At 62.5% G+C, this 20,516-nt stretch carries 13 protein-coding genes; 5 read left to right on the forward strand and 8 right to left on the reverse strand.

Features of this window, described 5'->3' with window-relative positions; all coding sequences use genetic code 11:
* Positions 1 to 165: 165 nt before the first annotated feature.
* The 7 genes from V3388_RS15135 to typA form a co-directional block, all read right to left on the reverse strand.
* The gene (locus V3388_RS15135) at positions 166 to 1,089 is read right to left on the reverse strand and encodes a branched-chain amino acid transaminase (RefSeq protein WP_336368417.1); all 924 of its coding nucleotides are present in this window, start codon (positions 1,087 to 1,089) and stop codon (positions 166 to 168) included.
* A gap of 79 nt (positions 1,090 to 1,168) precedes the next feature.
* Positions 1,169 to 4,111 carry a bifunctional [glutamate--ammonia ligase]-adenylyl-L-tyrosine phosphorylase/[glutamate--ammonia-ligase] adenylyltransferase gene (gene glnE, locus V3388_RS15140; protein ID WP_336368418.1) on the reverse strand — a complete coding sequence of 981 codons (2,943 nt, stop codon included), beginning with the start codon at positions 4,109 to 4,111 and terminating at the stop codon, positions 1,169 to 1,171.
* 102 nt (positions 4,112 to 4,213) lie between these two features.
* Positions 4,214 to 5,089 (reverse strand): CYTH domain-containing protein, encoded by an 876-nt coding sequence (locus tag V3388_RS15145; RefSeq protein ID WP_336368419.1) that lies wholly within the window; start codon positions 5,087 to 5,089, stop codon positions 4,214 to 4,216.
* A gap of 129 nt (positions 5,090 to 5,218) precedes the next feature.
* Positions 5,219 to 6,271: a porin gene (locus V3388_RS15150; RefSeq protein ID WP_336368420.1), complete on the reverse strand. Its 1,053-nt coding sequence runs from the start codon at positions 6,269 to 6,271 to the stop codon at positions 5,219 to 5,221.
* Positions 6,272 to 6,754: 483 nt separating this feature from the next.
* Positions 6,755 to 7,210: a D-aminoacyl-tRNA deacylase gene (dtd, locus tag V3388_RS15155; RefSeq protein ID WP_336368421.1), complete on the reverse strand. Its 456-nt coding sequence runs from the start codon at positions 7,208 to 7,210 to the stop codon at positions 6,755 to 6,757.
* 88 nt (positions 7,211 to 7,298) lie between these two features.
* Complete coding sequence (gene pip / locus V3388_RS15160) at positions 7,299 to 8,261, reverse strand: prolyl aminopeptidase (protein ID WP_336368422.1); 963 nt, start codon at positions 8,259 to 8,261, stop codon at positions 7,299 to 7,301.
* Positions 8,262 to 8,450: 189 nt separating this feature from the next.
* A complete protein-coding gene (typA, locus tag V3388_RS15165) occupies positions 8,451 to 10,271 on the reverse strand; it encodes a translational GTPase TypA (RefSeq protein ID WP_336368423.1) in 1,821 nt (606 codons plus the stop codon).
* A gap of 210 nt (positions 10,272 to 10,481) precedes the next feature.
* Between typA and V3388_RS15170 the strand changes: the two genes are divergently transcribed.
* The 5 genes from V3388_RS15170 to glnG all read left to right on the forward strand — a co-directional run bounded on the left by V3388_RS15170 (position 10,482) and on the right by glnG (position 16,716).
* Entirely contained in the window at positions 10,482 to 11,570 is a 1,089-nt protein-coding gene (locus tag V3388_RS15170; RefSeq protein WP_336368424.1) for a GGDEF domain-containing protein, read from the forward strand.
* Positions 11,571 to 11,878: 308 nt separating this feature from the next.
* Entirely contained in the window at positions 11,879 to 13,282 is a 1,404-nt protein-coding gene (gene glnA, locus V3388_RS15175; RefSeq protein WP_336368425.1) for a glutamate--ammonia ligase, read from the forward strand.
* 136 nt (positions 13,283 to 13,418) lie between these two features.
* Complete coding sequence (locus V3388_RS15180) at positions 13,419 to 13,946, forward strand: DUF4124 domain-containing protein (RefSeq protein ID WP_336368426.1); 528 nt, start codon at positions 13,419 to 13,421, stop codon at positions 13,944 to 13,946.
* Between the two features lie 245 nt (positions 13,947 to 14,191).
* The gene (gene glnL, locus V3388_RS15185; RefSeq protein ID WP_336368427.1) at positions 14,192 to 15,286 is read left to right on the forward strand and encodes a nitrogen regulation protein NR(II); all 1,095 of its coding nucleotides are present in this window, start codon (positions 14,192 to 14,194) and stop codon (positions 15,284 to 15,286) included.
* Positions 15,283 to 16,716 carry a nitrogen regulation protein NR(I) gene (gene glnG / locus V3388_RS15190; RefSeq protein WP_336368428.1) on the forward strand — a complete coding sequence of 478 codons (1,434 nt, stop codon included), beginning with the start codon at positions 15,283 to 15,285 and terminating at the stop codon, positions 16,714 to 16,716. The genes glnL and glnG overlap by 4 nt, the downstream gene beginning before the upstream one ends.
* Positions 16,717 to 16,794: 78 nt before the next feature.
* Here the strand turns inward: glnG and V3388_RS15195 are convergent, their stop codons facing one another.
* Complete coding sequence (locus V3388_RS15195) at positions 16,795 to 20,478, reverse strand: DUF6701 domain-containing protein (RefSeq protein ID WP_336368429.1); 3,684 nt, start codon at positions 20,476 to 20,478, stop codon at positions 16,795 to 16,797.
* Positions 20,479 to 20,516: the final 38 nt, after the last annotated feature.

The following is a 20,516-nucleotide window of genomic DNA, read 5'->3' on the forward strand; positions in this document are numbered from 1 at the left end:
TAATCCAGTAGCGTTCTATTTTCTCAACGCCAAGCCGGTGCTGAGACCCGGTTTTCCTGGCAACAGCACCGAGGAAGCGACCGTGGATTCTACGCCTCGTCACATGTCAAAGGCCGCACATGCCCAATTGCCAAATGACGAGGCTTGGAAGCGATCGCGACTCTCCTACCTAACCAGCGTCAACCACTCCTGCCGATCCCCCAGTTTGCCCTTCACCGCATCAAAGTACATGGACTGCAGCTTCTCGGTGATCGGGCCACGCTTGCCGGCGCCGATCATGCGGCCGTCCAGCTCGCGGATGGGCAGCACTTCGGCGGCGGTGCCGGTGAAGAAGGCTTCCTCGGCGATGTAGACCTCGTCACGGGTGATGCGGCGCTCTTTCACCTGCAGACCCAGGGTTTTCGCGAAGTCGATGATGGTGGCGCGGGTGATACCTTCCAGGCAGGAGGTCAGCTCCGGAGTATGCAGCACGCCGTCACGGACGATAAAGATATTCTCCCCAGACCCCTCGGCCACGTAGCCTTCGTTGTCCAGCAGCAGGGCTTCTTCAGCGCCACCGGAAATGGCTTCGTTCAGCGCCAGCATGGAGTTGATGTAGTTGCCGTTGGCTTTGGCCTTGCACATGGTGATGTTGACGTGGTGCCGGGTGTAGGAGGAGGTGCGAACCTTGATGCCCCGCTCTTTCGCCTCGGGTGACATGTAGGACGGCCAGCTCCAGGCGGCGACCATGATATGCACCTGGAGGTTGTCAGCCCGCAGGCCCATGCCCTCTGAGCCCAGGAAGACCATCGGACGGATGTAAGCCTCGTCCAGGTTGTTCTCACGAACGGCCGCACGCTGGGCTTCGTTCACGTCCTCTTTGCTGAACGGCATCTTCATATTGAGGATGTGGGCGGAGCGGAACAGGCGGTCGGTGTGCGCCTGCAGCCGGAAAATCGCGGGGCCGTTCACGCTGTTGTAGGCCCGCACACCCTCAAAGCAGCCGAGGCCATAGTGCAGCGTGTGGGTCAGCACGTGGGTTTTGGCTTCCCGCCAGGGAACCATTTCACCATCGAGCCAGATAAGGCCATCGCGATCAGCCATCGACATTCTTGAGCGCTCCTACAAAAGCAGTTTTCAGGGATTCGGCATTCTAGCAGGAAAATTGGCCAGAGATAAACTTAGGCTCCTACTTTTCTTGTGGCTCGCTAACGCCCTGCATCACCGATGCCCACATGCGGCGAATGTAAGCCCGCTCTTCCGAAAAGGCGTCGCCCGGCACTTGGCTGTTCAGGTTCTGCAGGGCCCGGCGATGAATACTGGAGCGCAGGGTAATGAAAGCGTCCCGCAGCTGCTCAGTATCCGCCACCGGCAGCACTCCGGCGTGGCCCAGTTCCTCCAGCTGCCGGATGTTGTCGGACCAGCGGGTCAGGTGGGGGTGCTCGCATGCCCAGGCCAGCACCAGGTACTGCACCATGAACTCGATGTCGATGATGCCGCCGGTATCGTGCTTAACGTGAAAAACCTCGGCCCTGTCGGCTTCCGGGGTGCCCAGACTGACGCGCATTTTCTCCCGCATGCTGACCACCTCTCCGCGCAAGGCGTCCCGGTCCCTTGGCTGGCTGAGTATGTCATGGCGCACCTGTTCAAATGCGTGCAGGGTATCGTGGCAACCCGCCACGCCACGGGCCCGGGTCAGGGCCTGGTGCTCCCAAGTCCAGGCGTCATTTCGCTGGTACTTTTCGAAGGCCTGGAGCGTGGTGACCAGCAGTCCGGAATTGCCTGACGGTCGCAGGCGCATGTCCACTTCATAGAGCTGGCCGGAGGGTGTCTGGGTGCTCAGGATGTGGACGATGCGCTGACCCAGGCGGGTGTAAAAGACCGCGTTATCGATGGGCCGGTCACCGTCGGTGGACAGCTGCGGATCGGCGGTGTGCACGAACACCAGGTCGAGGTCCGAGGTGTAGCCTAACTCGATGCCCCCGAACTTGCCGTAACCGATGATGGCAAAATCGGTGTTGCAAGTACCGCCATCCGCCCGCCTCGGGTAGCCATGGCGGCTCACCAGATTGGCGAACGCCACGTCCACCACGTGCTCCAGCACCACCTCGGCGATCCAGGTCAGGTAGTCGCTGACTTTCATCAGCGGCAACGTACCCTTTAGCTCCGAGGCGGCGACCCGCAGCACATGGGCTTTCTTGAAGTGGCGCAGGGATTCCATCTGCTCTTCGAGGTCGTCGTAAGAGATCCGCAGCATCTGCTGACGAAGATCGTCCTGCAGCATTTCCCGGGTCGGCGGGGTATACAGGCTCTCCGCGTTCAGCAGTTCGTCCAGCAGCAGTGGGGTGTCCGCCAGCAGCTGGGCGATCCAGGGACTTTCGCTGCACAGGCGGACCAGCTGGGTGCGGGCGCCGGGGTTTTCCAGCAGCAACACCATATAGGCGGTGCGGCGGAGTATGGCCTGCACGAGCTGCAGCACCCGGGACAGGGTCTCGGAGGGGTTGTCCACGGACGTCAACGCATCCAGCAGCACCGGCATGAACTGGTTCAAGCGCTTGCGGCCCTGGGTCTGAAGAGTCTGGACCGTTCGGCTCTCCCGGAGAGACCGGAGGGCCTGGCGGCTCTCTTCCGGCGATTCATACCCGTGTTCTGCAAGCCACTGGACGACCGCCTCGTCGTCCATGTCTGCCAGCCAGATGTCATACCAGGCGCCAGCCAGCTCGGCATCCTCGCTGTCGCCATCGTCTTCGCTAGCGATGATGTTGGCGAAGTGAGTGGACACTCGTTCCCGGTGTCCGTTCAACGCCGTCAGGCAGTCACCCCAGCAAGCAAACCCCATGATTCGCGCCAGCCGGGCGAGGCTCAGCTCGTCGTCCGGCAGGGTCTGGGTCTGGCGATCGTCCAGGCCCTGCAGGGCATGTTCCAGATTTCGGAGAAACACGTAGGCGTCCCGCAGCTCGGCAACCACGCCGGACGGCAACAGTTCCAGCGCCTCGAGCTCTTTGAGAATAAGCAGCAATTCCCGCTGCTGCAGCTCTCGATCCCGGCCTCCGCGGATCAGTTGGAACGCCTGGACCACAAACTCGATCTCCCGGATACCGCCGCTGCCCAGCTTGATGTTGTTCTCAAGGCCCTTGCGGCGCACTTCCCGGCTGATCATGCCTTTCATGCCCCGAAGGGATTCAAACGCCGAGAAATCGATGTATTTACGGTAGACAAATGGACGCAGGCTGGCCATGAGCACGTCCCCGGCGGCCTGATCTCCGGCCACCACCCGGGCCTTGACCATAGCGTAGCGCTCCCAGTCCCGCCCCTGGTCCTGATAGTAGGCCTCCATGGCGGCGAAGCTGAGCGCAAGCGCACCGCTCTGCCCGTAGGGCCGAAGGCGCATGTCTACCCGAAACACGAAGCCGTCGGCAGTCATCTGGTCCAGGGACTGGATAAGACGTTGCCCCAGGCGAATGAAGAACTGCTGGTTGTCCATGGCCCGCCGGCCACCCCGGGTCTCCCCGTTACCAGGGAAGGCAAAGATCAGATCGATGTCGGAGGACACGTTCAGCTCTCGACCGCCCAGCTTGCCCATGCCCAGCACCACCAGACGCTGAGGTGCGTCTTCGCCGGTGACCGGATCTTCTCCGTAAGGCGTGCCCAGCTGCTCGCAGGCATCCCGGTACAGCCACTCAAGGGCGCCATCGATGCAGATATCCGCAAAGGCACTGGTGGCCGCCAGGGTTTCGTCCAGGTCGGCCCACCGAAGCAGGTCCCGCCAGATGATCCGGAACTGCGCCTCCCGCCGGAATCGACGCAGCTCACGGCCCAGGGACGCCTCATCGGTGACGCCCTGCTGATAGGATTGCCAGCGCGCCGCCAGCGAGGTGGGCGTGTTGGCGGCGGTCAGTGGTTGCGCGGCCAGCACCTCCAACAGATGCTCGGGGTGACGCTCCAGGGTCTGTCTCAGGAACAGGCTGCGGGCCAGCGCCTCCGCGACCACGGTTTCCGGCGCAACCGTCGCATTTGGGCCTCCGAGGGCATCCACCAGCCAGCCAGGCACGCCGTCCGGAAACACGGTGACCCAACACCGGGCGACGTCCTCGGCAAGCGGCGCGGGCAGTTCAGACCAGGGCTGGGGCATCAGGTAATCCTCTTTTGATTTGTCATTGTGGCCACACTGTATAACCTGCCTCCAGGCAACGAAACAGACGTCACGCCAGATAGCTGAGGAAACACCCCTTCTCTACGACCGCGCAAGCGCAAGCTGAACCTGACCAAGACGGGGAAATGCGTCGAGCAAAGCCGGTACGGACAGGCCGGCCGCCAGCAGCGGCGCGAGCTCGCTCCACACATCAGAAACCCCGGCGCGATCCGCCGCCGACGACAGCGCCGCTAGACGGTCGGTAGGCAGCGCCACCAGAGCCCCCAGGAGCCAGCATTGGCTGAGGTAGTCGAGCCATCTGGCAACGGACAGCGCTTCCCCCGAGCGTTGGCGTTCAGGTCTGGCCACCGCCCCGATGCCCGCCAGGTGGTACCCCTGCTCCGCCTTGCTGACCAGATTCAGAAGCACCGGCACGGACCCCGCCAGCTCACCGGCCAGATGATGCAGGACGTCTGGGTCCCCGGACTTCAGCTCAAACTCCACCTCGTTCAACGGGCTCTCACGCCCGCCGGCCAGTACCAAGCCCGAGTCCAGCGCCATTTCCACCTCAGCGACCGACTCCGTGAGGTTCCAGATCCGCCGGCGGAAGTTGGTCTCGAAGACCACGTCCAGTTGGCCCAGATCCACAGCATCTGCCAGGGGCAGGCCCGCCAGGACGGACAGGTCCAGGGCTGGCCCGCTGACCGGCCACTCCCATTCTTCCCGCCGGTGAGCGCCGTTGCGATACTCGCCCTGGGTCTTGAGGGTCTGGATCCAGCGATCCCCCGACTGGCGCACTCGCAGCGCGGCCCGGGCCCGGTTTAACTGGCCATCCGGCGTGTCGAAATAGCGGTTGAGCAACGGGCACTCACCGGCGGGCTTGGCCGCCCCCCCGCTCAGGCGAGGTGCCAGCCAACGCTCGACCTCGGCCAGATGGTCCGCGCCAACGGTTAATTTGATTTCAATTTCCTGGGGCATAAGCGCTCGTGACGTCCGCGATGTGTCGGGTTGGAACAACAGGAATCCTGGGAAACAAGCATAAAAAAACCGGCGGCCCGAAGGCCACCGGTTTCAGAGTGCGACGTTACGTTCTGTCGCGGGTGCGAATCAGAAGTAGTAGGTCGCGCCGACAACGCCGATGGTGCGCTGGTCGGTTACACCAGAGGTGCCGTTCTCGTCGTAGGCATACACTTCGTCGCCGCCGTAGAAGTAGCCTTCCACGTAGACGTACATGTTGTCAGACAGGTTGTGCAGGGCCTGAAGCGCAATGACGTCACCTTGAGCATCGGCTACGTCAGAATCCACGTTCTGGTAAGACGCGGCGAACTGGTTGGAGCCGAGGGTGTAGATGGCCATCACACCGGCGGTGTCGTAGACGTCCTTCCGGGTCTGGTAGGACGCGGTCAGGCGCAGGTTATCCAGGTTGTAGCTGGCGCGCACACCGTAGGTGTTTTCGTTGTTCACATCCAGCTCGTCGTTGCTGGAGTACGCGGTCTTGCCGTCGTTGGAGTCCATGGCGAAGGCCAGCTCCAGGCCGCCAGCGGTGTACATGGCCGCCAGCTGGTACGGGTAGGACTTGCCATAGTTTACATCGTTGCCATTCGCATCCTCCGCTGTGCCAGCGCCACTGATCTGAACTTCAGCGCCCAGGGTCAGGCCTGCGAAGGACGGAGACAGGTACTGGATGGAGTCGCCTTCGCCGGTGCTGTAGCTGCCACCAACGCCAGTGCCGTACTCGTAGAAGTTGAAGATCTCATCGATGGCGGTTTCGTAGGTGGAGTCGTCAGAGCCGATCCAGACCTGGCCGAAACGATCGCCTTTCACGCCGAAGTAGGCTTCATCAAACGCATTCAGGCCGCCGTTTCCGGCCTTCTGGTCCGCGTCAAACTCGAGCTCGGCTTTGAAGAAACCGGTCACGCCCGGAGCGATTTCGTGCTCGTGAGCCACGCCGATGGTGGAACCGTTATCGGCCAGCTCGGAGTCAGAGGTGCCGCCGTCGTAGTTGTCGTGAACGAACGCCAGCTGGATGTTACCGTAAACGGTCGGCATGGAATCCATGCGCGCGGCCAGCTCGGAGGCGGACAGGGTCGCGTCCTGGGCGAAGGCTGCGCCGGAGAACGTAGCCGCTGCGATGGCGGATGCAATAAGCGTTTTTTTCATTTTAGCGTCTTCCTTTTTGAGTTAACTCAGGTTTTAGCGACGGGTATGAATCCCGGTTTCTTGTGGTGAGCCGGACGCGCCGGTGACACCGGATTCTCCGCTATCTTCATGTCACTTCCATGACAATCCGATAACCTTTTTTGTTATTCTTAAGATTTGCCTCTCGGCACATCTTTCTAGGTCAATCACTTACAGCTATTTCTTAAAGCCATAATTCATGAGGCTGTTTTAATACAAACCTGACATTTTTGCAAACCGAAATTGCGTCTTTTCTGATCGTTTGATTAAGGCGTTTCGCCCGACGTATCTCGTCAGTCACCAATCAAATCCAGGGCCAGGCACCGGTTTTGTGTTTTTTTTCAGTCGGTTGAACAACAATGCTCCCCGCAGGCGCGCTTGATTCCCGCCTCGCATGCACCAGCCGGGCGCAACAAACCAATCCCTGCCAGATTTCGGTGCAGGCCCGAACGGACATGACCCCGCCTACGCCCTACCCGGCACCTCCAGCAAAAATGTTACCGGCCCCTCATTCACCAGGGACACCCGCATATCTGCGCCGAAGCGCCCGGACTGTACACGCCCGGCGCCGAGGCGTGCTTCCGCCTCTGCCAGGAACGCCCGGTACAGGGATTCCGCCAATGCCGGCTCAGCAGCGGTGGAAAACCCCGGACGGGTTCCGGAGCGGGTGTCGGCGGCCAGGGTGAACTGGGATACCACAAGCAGGTCGCCCGACACCTGCTCCAGGCTTCGGTTCATGCGCCCCTGCTCATCGGGAAAAATGCGGTAGGTGGTGATTCGGCGGCACAGATCCCTTGCGCGGTTTAGGTCATCGCCCCGTTCAACGCCCAGCAGGACGAGGAGGCCGCGGCCCGCGGTACCCACCGTTTCGTGATCAACCTTAACGGCGGCTTCAGAGACTCGCTGGATCAGACCTTTCATTCGCGTCCTGCGGCGGAAACATTAAGAACGCGCAAGAGTGTATAGAGCCGGTTAACGGATCGCAACCCAACCCACAGCGCGCACCCCGCTAGCCCGCGACCGGCTGCGCGCGGGCGATCACGTCCTCCACGCCCCGGATCAGCGCATCGATGATGGCCGGCTCCGAGGCCGAATGCCCGGCGTCACGAATGATTCGAAGATCCGCTTCAGGCCACACCCGGCTCAGCGCCAGGGCATTCTCTACCGGACAGACCATATCGTACCGGCCGTGCACCAGAATGGCAGGAATATCCCGGAGCCGATGGGCGTCCCGGACAATCTGGTCCGGCGCCAGGAACGCCTGATTCATGAAGTAGTGGCACTCAATGCGCGCCAGCGCAATTGCCACGTGGGGGTGACCGAAGTGCTCGACCACGCGAGGGTTTGGGTGAAGCGTGGCGCACCGCCCCTCCCAGATCGACCAGGCCTTCGCCGCCTGGATCTGTTCCAGCTCGTTGGCGCTGGTCAGGCGCCTGTAATACGCCGACACCAGATCGCCCTGCTCGCGTTCTGGGATGGGCGCCAGGAAATCCTCCCAGTAGTCGGGGAAGACCCGGCTGGCACCGTCCTGGTAGAACCAGTGAATGTCCCGGGGGCGGCATAGGAAAATCCCCCGCAGAACCAGCCCGAGCACCCGCTCTGGGTGGGCCTGGGCATAGATCAGGCTAAGGGTGGAGCCCCAGCTCCCGCCAAACAGCAGCCAGCGATCGACACCAAGAAACCGGCGCACCGTCTCTATGTCGCGCACCAACGCGTCCGTGTCATTCCCGACCAGCTCCGCCAGGGGTGTTGACCGGCCGGAGCCGCGCTGGTCCATCAAAATGATGCGGTACCGCTCAGCGTCGAAATAGCGCCGGTGATCGTCGCTGCAACCGCCCCCGGGGCCGCCATGGACCACCAAAACCGGAATGCCGTCCGGATTACCGCTCTCCTCAACATACAGCTCGTGGGGCGGATCAACCGCCAGCCGATGCTGGGCGTTAGGCTGGATCTCGGGGAAAAGGGTGAGCATGGGCCGGCTCCGGTGTGAAGGGGTTTACCGAAGTGTGGCTGAAGCGGGTGGTGAAATGAAGATGCGGGAAGAAGATGGGCGGCAAAGCTGGGGGTCAGAAGAAAGCTCTCTTCTGACCCCGGACAGCGAACTCGGGATCAGAACCTCGGGGTCAGATGAACGTTTTCATCTGACCCCTGTTTATTGCCCTTACTTCTTGTTGGCGCGCTTGCGCTCGTTTTCCGTCAGCAGTTTCTTGCGCAGGCGGATGGACTTCGGGGTCACTTCCACCAGCTCATCGTCGTCAATGAACTCGAGGGCCTGCTCCAGGGTGTGCCGGATGGGCGGTACCAGGGCGATGACCTCATCCTTACCGGAAGCGCGCATGTTGTCGAGCTTCTTACCCTTGGTCGGGTTGATCACGAGGTCGTTGTCCCGGCTGTGAATGCCGCACAACTGCCCTTCGTAAATCTCCTGGCCCGGGGCCAGAAACAGCTTGCCGCGGCTTTGCAGGGTTTCCAGGGAGTAAGTCAGCGCGGTACCGGTGGCCATGGACACCAGCACGCCGTTCTGGCGGTTGGTGACATCGCCAAGCTTGACCGGACCGTAATGGCTGAAGGTGGAGGTCAGGATGCCGGTACCGGACGTCATGGTCAGGAAGGTATTCCGGAAACCGATCAGGCCGCGGGCCGGGATGGTGTATTCCAGCCGCATACGGCCCTTGCCATCCGGAACCATGTTGGTCAGATCGCCCTTGCGCAGCCCCATCTGTTCCATCACCGGGCCCTGGTGCTGCTCTTCAATGTCGACAATAACGTTCTCGTACGGCTCTTGCTTGACGCCGTCCACAACTTTGATGACCACTTCCGGCCGGCCCACGGCCAGTTCGAAGTTCTCCCGGCGCATGTTCTCGATCAAAACGGACAGGTGCAATTCGCCCCGGCCGGACACCTTGAACTTGTCAGCGGACTCGCCTTCTTCAACCCGCAGCGCCACATTGTGCAGCAGCTCCTTTTCCAGCCGCTCCTTGATGTTGCGGCTGGTCACGTACTTGCCTTCACGGCCGGCGAACGGGGAGTCGTTTACCTGGAAGGTCATGGAAACGGTGGGCTCGTCCACGGTCAGGGCGGGCAGCGCCTCAACGTTGGCAGGGTCACACAGGGTGTCTGAGATGAACAGCTCATCCATGCCGCTGACACACACGATGTCACCGGCCTGGGCTTCGTCCACTTCCACCCGCTGCAGGCCGGAGTGGCCCATGATTTTCAGGATACGACCGTTGCGCTTCTTGCCGTTGGCGCCGATCGCGGTGACCGGCGAGTTGGTCTTGACCTTGCCGCGGGTGATACGACCAATGCCGATGACCCCCAGAAAGCTGTTGTAGTCCAGCTGGGAAATCTGCATCTGGAACGGGCCGTCCGGGTCGACATCTGGCGCCGGGACGTGATCCACGATGGCCTGGAACACCGCGTCCATATTATCGTCAAGTTTCTCGTGATCGGTGCCGGCAATGCCGTTCAGGGCGCTGGCGTAAACAATCGGAAAATCCAGTTGCTCGTCGGTGGCACCGAGGTTGTCGAACAGGTCAAACACCTGGTCCACCACCCAGTCCGGACGCGCGCCCGGGCGGTCGATCTTGTTCACCACCACGATCGGACGCAGGCCGGCGGCAAACGCTTTCTGAGTGACGAAGCGGGTTTGCGGCATCGGGCCGTCAATGGAATCCACCACCAGCAGCACGCAATCCACCATGCTCATCACCCGCTCCACTTCGCCGCCGAAGTCAGCGTGGCCCGGGGTGTCCACGATATTGATGTCGTAGCCGTTCCACTTCAGGGCCGTGTTCTTGGCCAGAATGGTGATACCACGCTCTTTTTCCTGATCGTTGGAGTCCATGACACGCTCGTTCTCCAGCTCTTTCCGGTCCAGGGTGCCGGACTGGCGCAGGAGCTTGTCGACCAGTGTGGTTTTACCATGGTCAACGTGAGCGATGATCGCGATGTTACGCAACTTACTGATAGTAGAAGACATTCGAAAGGTTCGCCTGCTGCATTGATGTGGGGTACCGGCACCGGGTGCCAAGCCGCCCCGGAAATCGATGCTCCCCATCCAGTGGGAAGATCGGAAATAAAGGGTGCGGAATTGTACATGGTTTGATCTTGCGGTTATACAGACAAATGCCCTATTCTGCGGCGATTGCTTATTCTTCCGCGCTCATCCGGGCGCTCTGGCCGGAACGCCATGGACAGCTACCAGGAATCACAGCGCCAGCTCGCCCGCCCATACCGGAAGGCGGTTTTGAGGGCCCTGCTCGTCTTCACGTTCGTCGCCGGCATTCTCTTTTTCCTGCTGAATATGCAGCGTGGCAATCACCCGCTGGCGTTCGCGGAAATCGGCATGGCCCTGTACGCCGCAGTCATTTTCCGCGCGGTCCGCAACACCCGCCATCTCGAGCGATGGGTATTGGCTTACCTGCTGCCGTTCTTTATCACCATGATGTTTGCGTTGACCACGCCACGGGCGACCTCCACGGTGTTCGCCTGGGTCCTGCTGATTCCGATTCTCGCCCACCTGCTGACCGGGCGGCGCCAGGGATTGCTGATTTCCGGCATCTTCATGACCATCGCAGCGGTGATCTTCTACTTGAAACACCGGGGCGATCCAACCCTGATGCAGGCCATCCCGATCGCCAATATCGGCATCATGTCCCTGTGCATTCTGGCGTTCTCCCACATTTATGAAATTACCCGGGAGCAGTCGGAGCAGCGCCTGCTCAAGCTGGCCCAGACCGATCCGCTGACCGGGCTGGCCAATCGGGCTCGCCTTGCCGATGTGTTTGAGCTGGAGCGTCGCCGGAGCCTGCGCCAGGGCACGCCTCTGAGCGCTCTGATTCTGGACCTGGATCATTTCAAGCGCGTGAACGACGATCACGGGCACGACACCGGGGACCGGGCCTTGCGGCACGTGGCTGGACTGCTGCAGACGTCTCTGCGCCGAACCGACCTGGCCGCCCGCCTGGGCGGGGAAGAATTTGTGCTGCTGCTCAGCGACACGTCCCTGGAACAAGCCCGGGTGGTCGCAGACAAGATTCGTCAGAACATCGAGCAAACCCTGCTGGTGATCGGCGACACCACACTGTCGCTGACGGTCAGCGGTGGCGTCGCCGAGTACGGGATCGACGGCGACAGCCTCAAGGCTCTGGTGCGACGGGCAGACGCCCGCCTCTATCACGCCAAAGCGACGGGCCGGAACCGTATCGTCGGCGCCGGCGAGCTGGACGACGAACGCCAGCCCCTGCTCACCGGCGCTGAACCGGGCCCAGCCGCCTGATCGCACCATTATTGGGCGAATGAGCGTTTTGCGCACTATTTTAGGGCAAACTAGCCCAGAGAAGAGCCAGCGGCTGACCGCCAAGCATGCCCTGAACCCGCGCAGCTGCGCTGTTCTGGAGCAGTCTCGCCAATCTGGCAAGGCGATTGCTTTACGAATGTCAGCCGTACAAATTGTCAGGTAACGTAGAAAGCCTTCTGATAAGCTTCCGTTACCCAAAACAATGATCGGACCTCAGCCTGCTGAACGATCCGGCACCGCCAACATGAACAGGCCCGCGCCGCGGGACAACTTATGGAGCATGCACAATGTCCAAGACGATTGATTTGATCAAAGAACACGAAGTCAAGTGGATCGACCTGCGGTTCACCGACAGCCGCGGCAAAGAGCAGCACGTGACGCTGCCGGCTTCCGAAGCCGACGAAGACTTTTTCGCCGACGGCAAGATGTTTGACGGCTCCTCCATCGCCGGCTGGAAAGGCATCAACGAATCCGACATGATCCTGATGCCGGACGACACCACTGCCGTGCTGGACCCGTTCACCGAAGAAACCACCGTGAACATCACCTGCGACATCGTTGAGCCCTCCACCATGCAGGGCTACGAGCGGGATCCGCGTTCCGTCGCCCGTCGCGCCGAGGAATACCTCAAGTCCACCGGCATCGCCGACGGCGCTCTGTTCGGCCCGGAGCCGGAGTTCTTCGTGTTTGATTCCGTCAAGTGGAACGTGGACATCCAAGGTGCGATGTACAACATCCACTCCGAAGAAGCCGCCTGGGTTTCCGGCGAAGATTTCGACCGCAACAACATCGGCCACCGTCCCGGTGTGAAAGGCGGTTATTTCCCGGTTCCGCCGGTTGACAGCCTGCACGACCTGCGTGGCGCCATGTGTGCCGCCATGGAGTCCATGGGCCTTGAAATCGAAGTGCACCACCACGAAGTGGGCACCGCTGGCCAGTGTGAAATCGGCGTTGGCGCCAACACCCTGACCCGCAAGGCTGACGAAGTTCAGATCCTGAAGTACTGTGTACACAACGTGGCACACGCCTATGGCAAGACTGCGACCTTCATGCCCAAGCCGCTGGTTGGCGACAACGGCTCCGGCATGCACGTACACATGTCCCTGAGCAAAGACGGCAAGAACCTGTTTGCCGGTGACAGCTACGCTGGCCTGAGCGAAACCGCCCTTTACTACATCGGCGGTGTGATCAAGCACGCCAAGGCCATCAACGCCTTCACCAACAGCTCCACCAACTCCTACAAGCGTCTGGTTCCGGGCTTCGAAGCGCCGGTTATGCTGGCCTACTCCGCCCGCAACCGCTCTGCCTCCATCCGTATCCCGTACGTGAGCAGCCCGAAAGCCCGCCGCATCGAAGTGCGCTTCCCGGACCCGTCTGCGAACCCGTACCTGGCCTTCGCGGCCCTGATGATGGCTGGCCTGGACGGCATCCAGAACAAGATCCACCCGGGCGATGCCATGGACAAGGATCTGTACGATCTGCCGAAGGAAGAAGCGATCAACATTCCGAAGGTGGCCGAGACCCTGTCCGAGGCCCTCGACTGCCTGGAAGCCGATCACGAGTTCCTGACCCGCGGCGGCGTGTTCACCGAAGACATGATTGCCGGCTACGTTGGCCTGAAGCGCGGCGAAGTCGAGCGCCTGAACATGACCACGCACCCGGTTGAGTTCGAGCTGTACTACTCCTGCTAAAACCGGCGTGGTGCCCGGCCCGCCGGGAACCACGGCACAAACCCTGCCTCCGGGCAGGGTTTTTTTATGGCCGGCCGTTGAAAACCCCCTACAGGCCGTTGATAATCAAACGGAACCCAACGGTGAGGCGAGTTCTATGAAGGTGATTTCCGGCGCAGCCGCCCTGATCCTGGCCCTTGCAGCGTCTTCTGCCCTGGCGGCGACGGTGTACCGGCACGTGGACGAGAACGGCAACGTGACCTTCTCCGACGAGCCCATCAAAGGTGGCGACACCGTCGATATCAAACCGGTCACCACAGTGACGCTTCCCAAGCCACAGGCGGTGGAGCGCACGGACAAGCTCAGGGAAGAGGTCCAGCGGGAAGGCGCCGTCTACGATCGCGTTGCGATTACCTCGCCGGAAGATGGCCAGGCGTTTCAGAGCGGCAGCGGCGACGTCCGTTTCGAAGTCTCCAGCACTCCTGGCCTGCAGAAAGGTCACAAGTATGAAGTGACCATCGACGGTCAACCGGTGGGCCAGTCGACATCCGGATCCATCGTCGCCAACAACGTCTATCGCGGCACCCACCAGGCCAACGTCTCGATCGTGGACGCGAACGGCGTCCAGGTGAAAACCGGCACCCCGATTTCCTTTACGGTTCATCGGCCGTCCGTCCTGAACTAAGCCACCCCGGACCGATCACGCACCATTTGTGTGCACGCGCACCATAAAGCAGCCATACTCTGTTCAGCAACGGGGCGACGACCTGCACCCGGGGCGGCCTTGAACCGTACGGTGCACCAGCACACAGCACGTCTTTCGGCGCTTCGCGCCCTATCGGCCCGCACCCAGCCGCAACCGGCTCTAGCTGGTTCGTTTCTTGCAGTCGTCTCACCCAGACGTTCATCACTTTCGTCCGGGACAGGGTTATGGGTTCACTGCCAGCCAACGCACACAACGACCGGGGTATCCTCGACAGCCTGACAACGGCGGTTCTGGTCCTCGGCGACCGCTTGCGGGTCGAGTATCTGAATCCGGCCGCCGAGAGCCTGTTCGAAACGAGCCTGACCCGCAGCCACGGGCAACCCCTGGACGACATCCTGTTGGATTCCGACGACGCCTTGAGCACCCTGAATGCCGCCCTGGAAAATGGCCAGTCTTACACCCGGCGGGAAGCGGAATTTGTCCTCGCCAGCGGCACCCGGCTCACCGTGGACTATTCGGTGACGCCACTCTCTCTGGAGCCCTCAGAGCTGCTGATGGAAATCCAGGGACGGGATCGGCTTCTGCGGATCAGCCGGGAAGAAGACATCATTTCCCAGCAGGAGACCACCCGGACGCTGGTCCGTGGCATGGCCCACGAAATCAAGAACCCCCTGGGGGGTATTCGCGGGGCCGCCCAGCTGCTGGACCGGGAACTGGACAGCGACGAACAGCGGGAGTACACCCGGGTCATCATCGACGAGGCGGACCGGCTGCGCAGCCTGGTGGATCGGATGCTTGGCCCGAACAAGGCACCCCAGTTAGCCCCCACCAACGTCCATGAAATCCTCGAACGGGTGCGCACCCTGCTGGAGGCCGAAAGCAAGGGCCGGGTTCAATTGCTTCGGGATTACGACCCAAGCCTGCCGGATCTGGTGGGCGACAAGGAGCAACTGATCCAGGCGTTCCTCAACATTGCCCGCAACGCCATGGAAGCGGCGTTCGAGTGTCCGGATGCGCGGCCGGACGGTGAGCCGCCAACCATTACCTTCCGCACCCGGGCCCTGCGCCAGTTCACCATCGGCCACCGCCGCCACCGGCTGGTGTGCAGGGTGGACGTGACGGATAACGGCCCCGGCATTCCGCCGGACCTCCTGCAAAACATTTTCTACCCGATGATCAGCGGCCGCGCTACCGGCACAGGCCTGGGCCTGTCCATCACCCAGAGCATCATCGGACAACACCACGGCCTGGTGGAATGTGAAAGCGAACCCGGCCGCACCGACTTCATTATCTTCCTGCCCCTGGAGCACTGCCCATGAGCCAAACGGCCAACGTCTGGATCATTGATGATGACAAAAGCATTCGCTGGGTACTGGAGCGGGCCCTGAGCCAGGCGGGCATGCAGCCCCGGGTGTTTGACAGCGGTGACAGCATCCTGACCCGTCTGGAGCACGAGCGCCCCCATGCCATCCTGAGCGACATCCGGATGCCCGGCATCGACGGCATCACCCTGCTGTCCCGCATTGTCGAGCTACACCCGGACGTACCGGTGATCATCATGACCGCCCATTCGGACCTGGACAGCGCGGTTACCAGCTATCAGACCGGCGCGTTCGAATACCTGCCCAAGCCGTTTGACGTGGACGACGCCGTTGCCCTGGTCAAACGGGCCGTGGCTCACGCCCACGAACAGCGGGCGACCTCGGAGCCTGCGGTGGATACCGTGTCCAGAAACACCGAAATCATTGGTGAGGCGCCGGCGATGCAGGAGGTGTTTCGGGCCATAGGCCGGCTCTCCCATTCCAACATCACGGTGCTGATCAACGGCGAGAGCGGCACCGGCAAAGAGCTGGTCGCCCAGGCCCTGCACAACCACAGCCCGCGAGCCAGTCATCCGTTCATCGCTCTGAACATGGCCGCCATCCCCAAGGATCTGATCGAATCCGAGCTGTTTGGCCACGAAAAGGGCGCGTTTACCGGCGCAGCCGCCGCCCGTCAGGGCCGGTTCGAGCAGGCGAACGGCGGCACCCTGTTCCTCGATGAGATTGGCGACATGCCGGCGGATACGCAAACACGGCTGCTGCGGGTGCTGGCCGATGGGGAGTTCTATCGGGTGGGCGGCACAACGCCGATCAAGGTGGACGTGCGCATCATCGCCGCCACGCACCAGGACCTGGAAAAACTGGTTCAGGCCGGCAGTTTCCGGGAGGATCTGTTCCATCGCCTCAATGTCATTCGCGTGCACCTGCCCAAACTGGCCGAGCGTCGGGAGGATATTCCCCGCCTGATGCAGCACTTCCTGAAACGGGCCGCCCGAGAACTCGCAGTGGAGCCCAAAATCCTTCGCCCGGACGCCGAGGAATACCTAACCACCCTGCCCTGGCCGGGCAACGTCCGCCAGTTGGAAAACACCTGCCGCTGGCTGACGGTGATGGCCAGTGGCCGAGAAATCCACGTGGATGACCTGCCACCCGAACTGCTTCAGCAGGCGGAATCCGAAGTCGCCGCCGCTGGTGTTACCTGGCAGGAGGGCCTGCGCCGCTGGGCCGAACAGGAGCTTCGCCGGGGCCGCAAGGGCATCCTTGATACCGCCGTGCCCGAGTTCGAACGCATCATGATCGAAAGCGCCCTGGGTTACACCGGCGGCCGGCGCCGCGATGCCTCGATCCTGCTGGGCTGGGGGCGGAATACGCTTACCCGAAAGATCAACGAGCTGGGGCTGGATCATCCGGACCGGGATGAGGACTGAAGCAGGGAGGGGTCAAATGAAGCTTGACCTTGGGGTCAGATGAAACTCATCTGACCCCCGACTCCCCACACCCCGGCTTCACTGCACCTCCCGCCAATAAATCACCCGGTCATTCCCCCGGTACACCCCGAAGGTCGCAATCGCCGACGGATTCTCCAGGGTGCCGTTGCCATCCCAGTCGTCCTGCAGCCAGGCATCCACGTTCCAGACCAGGGTATCGGTGCCGGGGGTGCCGTTGGGGACCAGGGACAACGCGGGCGGCTCGCTGCCTGTAAAATCCCCTGAAGCGGGCGTCAGATCGTGGTAATCCGCCGTGTCCGTGAGCGATGCGGTATTCCATGTCGTGCAGGTGTCGAGGGCATTGGCCACAAACCGGTTACCGTCCCAGTATTCCAGGCGGAACGGCAAGGGCAGGCTTTCAGCGGTTTCAGGGCCGTAAGCGTTCTCCATGGCCCAGCGACCGTAGCGTAGGTCGAACGCCGCATCCGGCTGAAAAGCCAGCGGGGCGGATACCGCCGTTACACCGTCGCTGTCTTCAACCTGGTCGATGGAGAAAGACAGCGTCGGGGCGATCGGTGCCACCCGTGACTGAGGGGTTTTGAGATAGCGGTAACGGTCCGTCGACGCGTAGGCGTAGGTCAGAAGGCCGGGTTCGGCCACCGACAGGGTGCCCGGGTCCGCCAGGCTCTCCAGAGCCAGTGGGTTCCCCAGTGTGTCGGTCGCCGTATCGTCCGCCACTGGGAAGGTCCGCAGCACGTCGTCCGCCGTCAGCTTCCGGAAGCCAGGTGCGGTGTAGTTGAGGGTTCGGGTACCCTGAACCGAGACCGGCTCCAGGCTCAGGGACGGCTCCCGCTGCCACGGAAATGGCTGCCCCAGATAACTGAACGCCGTGCCGGCGGAGGGTTCGCAGGCGCCGGCCAGTTCCCCCGGGTCCAGTGACGTCTCGAATCGGTCCGGGTAGATCCGGCCGATGGGCGCGCTGATGCCGCCGGGCACCGTAAGGCCGAAGTAGCTGTTGGGCACTGGGTCGGCGCTGATGCGGAACACCCCCACCTCGGACAGGGCGCTGCTGACCACGGTGGTCCCGTCCGCCGCGGTGGCGTGGTCATAGCTTCCGGGGGCCAGGGTGCCTATAACGCCACCGGCGGGCGCCAGCAGCGAGACGCCCAGCGGAATCCCCGCCAGCCGGAAGTTGGGGGTATCCGGATTGCCCTGGCAGAGGTTGCTGTCGCCGTCGACCTGCCAGCCCACCGCCTGCACCGACAGATCGAACGGCGCACCGGCCCGGACGAAGGCCGGGCAACTGGCATCGCCGGCAGCGCAGGCCGCGGCCGTCTGGACACACAGCCCTGCCGGCACGCTGACAAATCCGTCCGATCCGGGCATCACCAGGCCAACGTCACCGCGATCGCTGCTGCCTTCATACAGAGCGCTCAAGGTCATGGCGCCAGCGTCCGGATACGCCACGCCAATGGTCGCCACACCACCGGGACCGAAGGCCAGGTTTTCCTCAGTGGCCGTCGCACTCGAGCCGCCCACCGGCTGCCCCTGAACGGATACAGCGCGACTGGCGGGCCGGTTGGTCGGGCCCGGGTCCACGTAGCTGGACCAGAACCGCACGGGCCGGGTCACGTTCTCGAAGGCCGGCACGCACGCGTTGGTGGCGTCGTCCCGCTTGACCGCCCGCACCGCGATACCGCTCACCGGTTTGGACGCGGTCAGGTCCGGCACATCAAACGCCAGCCCGGCGTCCGCAAAGGTTAACTGGCACTGACCAGCGGAGAATCCGCCGCTGCCGTTGTTACACAGGGTGGTCGACTGAGGGCGCGTGGTTGGCTGGGAGCCGATCACGCCGAGCGTTATCGTGCCCGCCGTGGTCTTTTGCAACGTGGCCTGCCCGGCACCGCCGGTAATGGTCAGCGGATTGCCCCCCACCCAGCCGTTCGCGGGCGCGAGCGTCGCCTGCACCGGGTCGGTGAACAGCGCGGTGCAGCCGGCGTCGGCACAGGCCCGTACCGTCACGGTTTCCGGCTGGCAGGTGAGTGCTTGTCCGTCGTGCAGGATTTCAAAATGGTCCACCTGCTGGCCCACCGGATTCAGCTTCAGCGCGCACAGCTGCACGTCATCGAGTTCGTGGATGTTGGTGGAACCACCCGTGGAACCGGTCAGGGACAGCAGCAGGTTGGCGGGAATGGCGCTCTGGCCGCTGACCGTGGACAGGTCCCGGCGAATCAACTCGCTGTACGCATTGCCCGTGCCGCTGATATCGCGCTCCACAGTCACAATCGGGCCAATCCCGTTACGGGAATCCACGGTAATTCGGTAACGATGAGGGTTGTTGGCGCCGGTGGCATCAATGCCCGGCGACAGGCTGCCGGAGCTTCCCAGAAACCCGTAGGCGGGGGCAGATCCCCTCAACGTGACCGAATCGGGCGTCAGCCCGATGCCGCCCGACCGGCCCTCGGACGCGTTGGCAAAATTGCCGTATTCGTCCAGGCCGATGCCCAGCCAGCCGCCGGCAAAACCGCTGCTGCCGCCGCTGCGCTGGGCATAACCCAGGGAACCGCCGTAGCTGCCAGGCTGGGGTGTGATGGTGGCGTCTGACAGAACCACCGCAATGCCATCCGCGCCATTGCCGCCGTAGGCGTAATAATCGAACTGCAGGACAACCAGGTTATCGGCGCCGGGAATCTCCCGCTGCAGCGTGGCGGCCGTGGACTGGTTGTTGACGGCCTCCGTCATCCGCAGCCGGCCATTGCCCTGCACCGAAGGAATAAAATTGCCCTGAGAGACGGAGGTGACCCAGTCGTCGACGCTGAGGCTCCCGCCGGTGAATTCGTCGTTGAAGCAGGTCAGCCCGGTGGTCTGGTCGGTGACCTGCACAACAATGCTGTCGGTACCAAAGCTGCTGTACTGCCCGCAGGCAAGGCCAAAGAACGTGTATTGGCTGCAGTAACTCGACTGATAGCTGACGGTGAAGGAACCCACCTGATCAAAGGTCCGCTGAACCGCCGGTGTGCGTGTGCAGGGCGCTGCCCCTTCCCAGCTTTGCGCAAACGCAACACCATCGATCAGCCATTCGTCGAGCCAGGGATCGTCAAAGAACGGGTCCGCCGCCGCCGGACAACCGGACGCCTCCACCGAGAAATTCACGGTGCTGCCGACGGGCACCGTCACCGGACCGACGGCATCGCCGTTGGCAGACAGAGTCAGCGCATCGCCACACAGGCCGTCGAGCAAACCGGCCTGAAGTCCACTGTAATCAGCGACCACCGGTCGGTTACCGGCCGAAATACCACCGCCCGCCGCCAAGCCACCGCGGATATCGCCGTTATTGCCAACACCAATGGCGCCAGCGGCGTACACCAGCCCGCGGATCTGGGCGTTGTTGCCAACCGACAAACTGCCGTTGACGACCAGCAGAAACTGGTCCGCGTTGCGGTTCCGGTTCAGGTCAAGGTTATTGCCGGCAGACAGCGAGCCGTTCACGAAAATGCGCACGCGGGCGCCGTTAGCCACATCGAGGCGGTAGCCGTTCGGCAGGTTGGTTCCGCGAAAATAGTAATCGCCGCCGGTCAGGACCGTGCCCGAGGCCGGCCAGGCAACATTGGCAAAGGGCACACCACTCAGATCAAGGGTGTCCCCGGCGGCCTGGAGATTGGCGTTCTGGCCGTTGCCGGCGGCGTAGACCTGGGAGCAGGCAGCGGCCTGGCTCAAGCCCGGGAAGCTGGCCAGCGCCATCAGCACCGCCCACAGGGCCATCGCTACACATCGCTTTCCCGGGCACCGGCACGCAATCG

This window comes from Marinobacter sp. C2H3 (assembly GCF_037080155.1).
Classification (GTDB): domain Bacteria; phylum Pseudomonadota; class Gammaproteobacteria; order Pseudomonadales; family Oleiphilaceae; genus Marinobacter.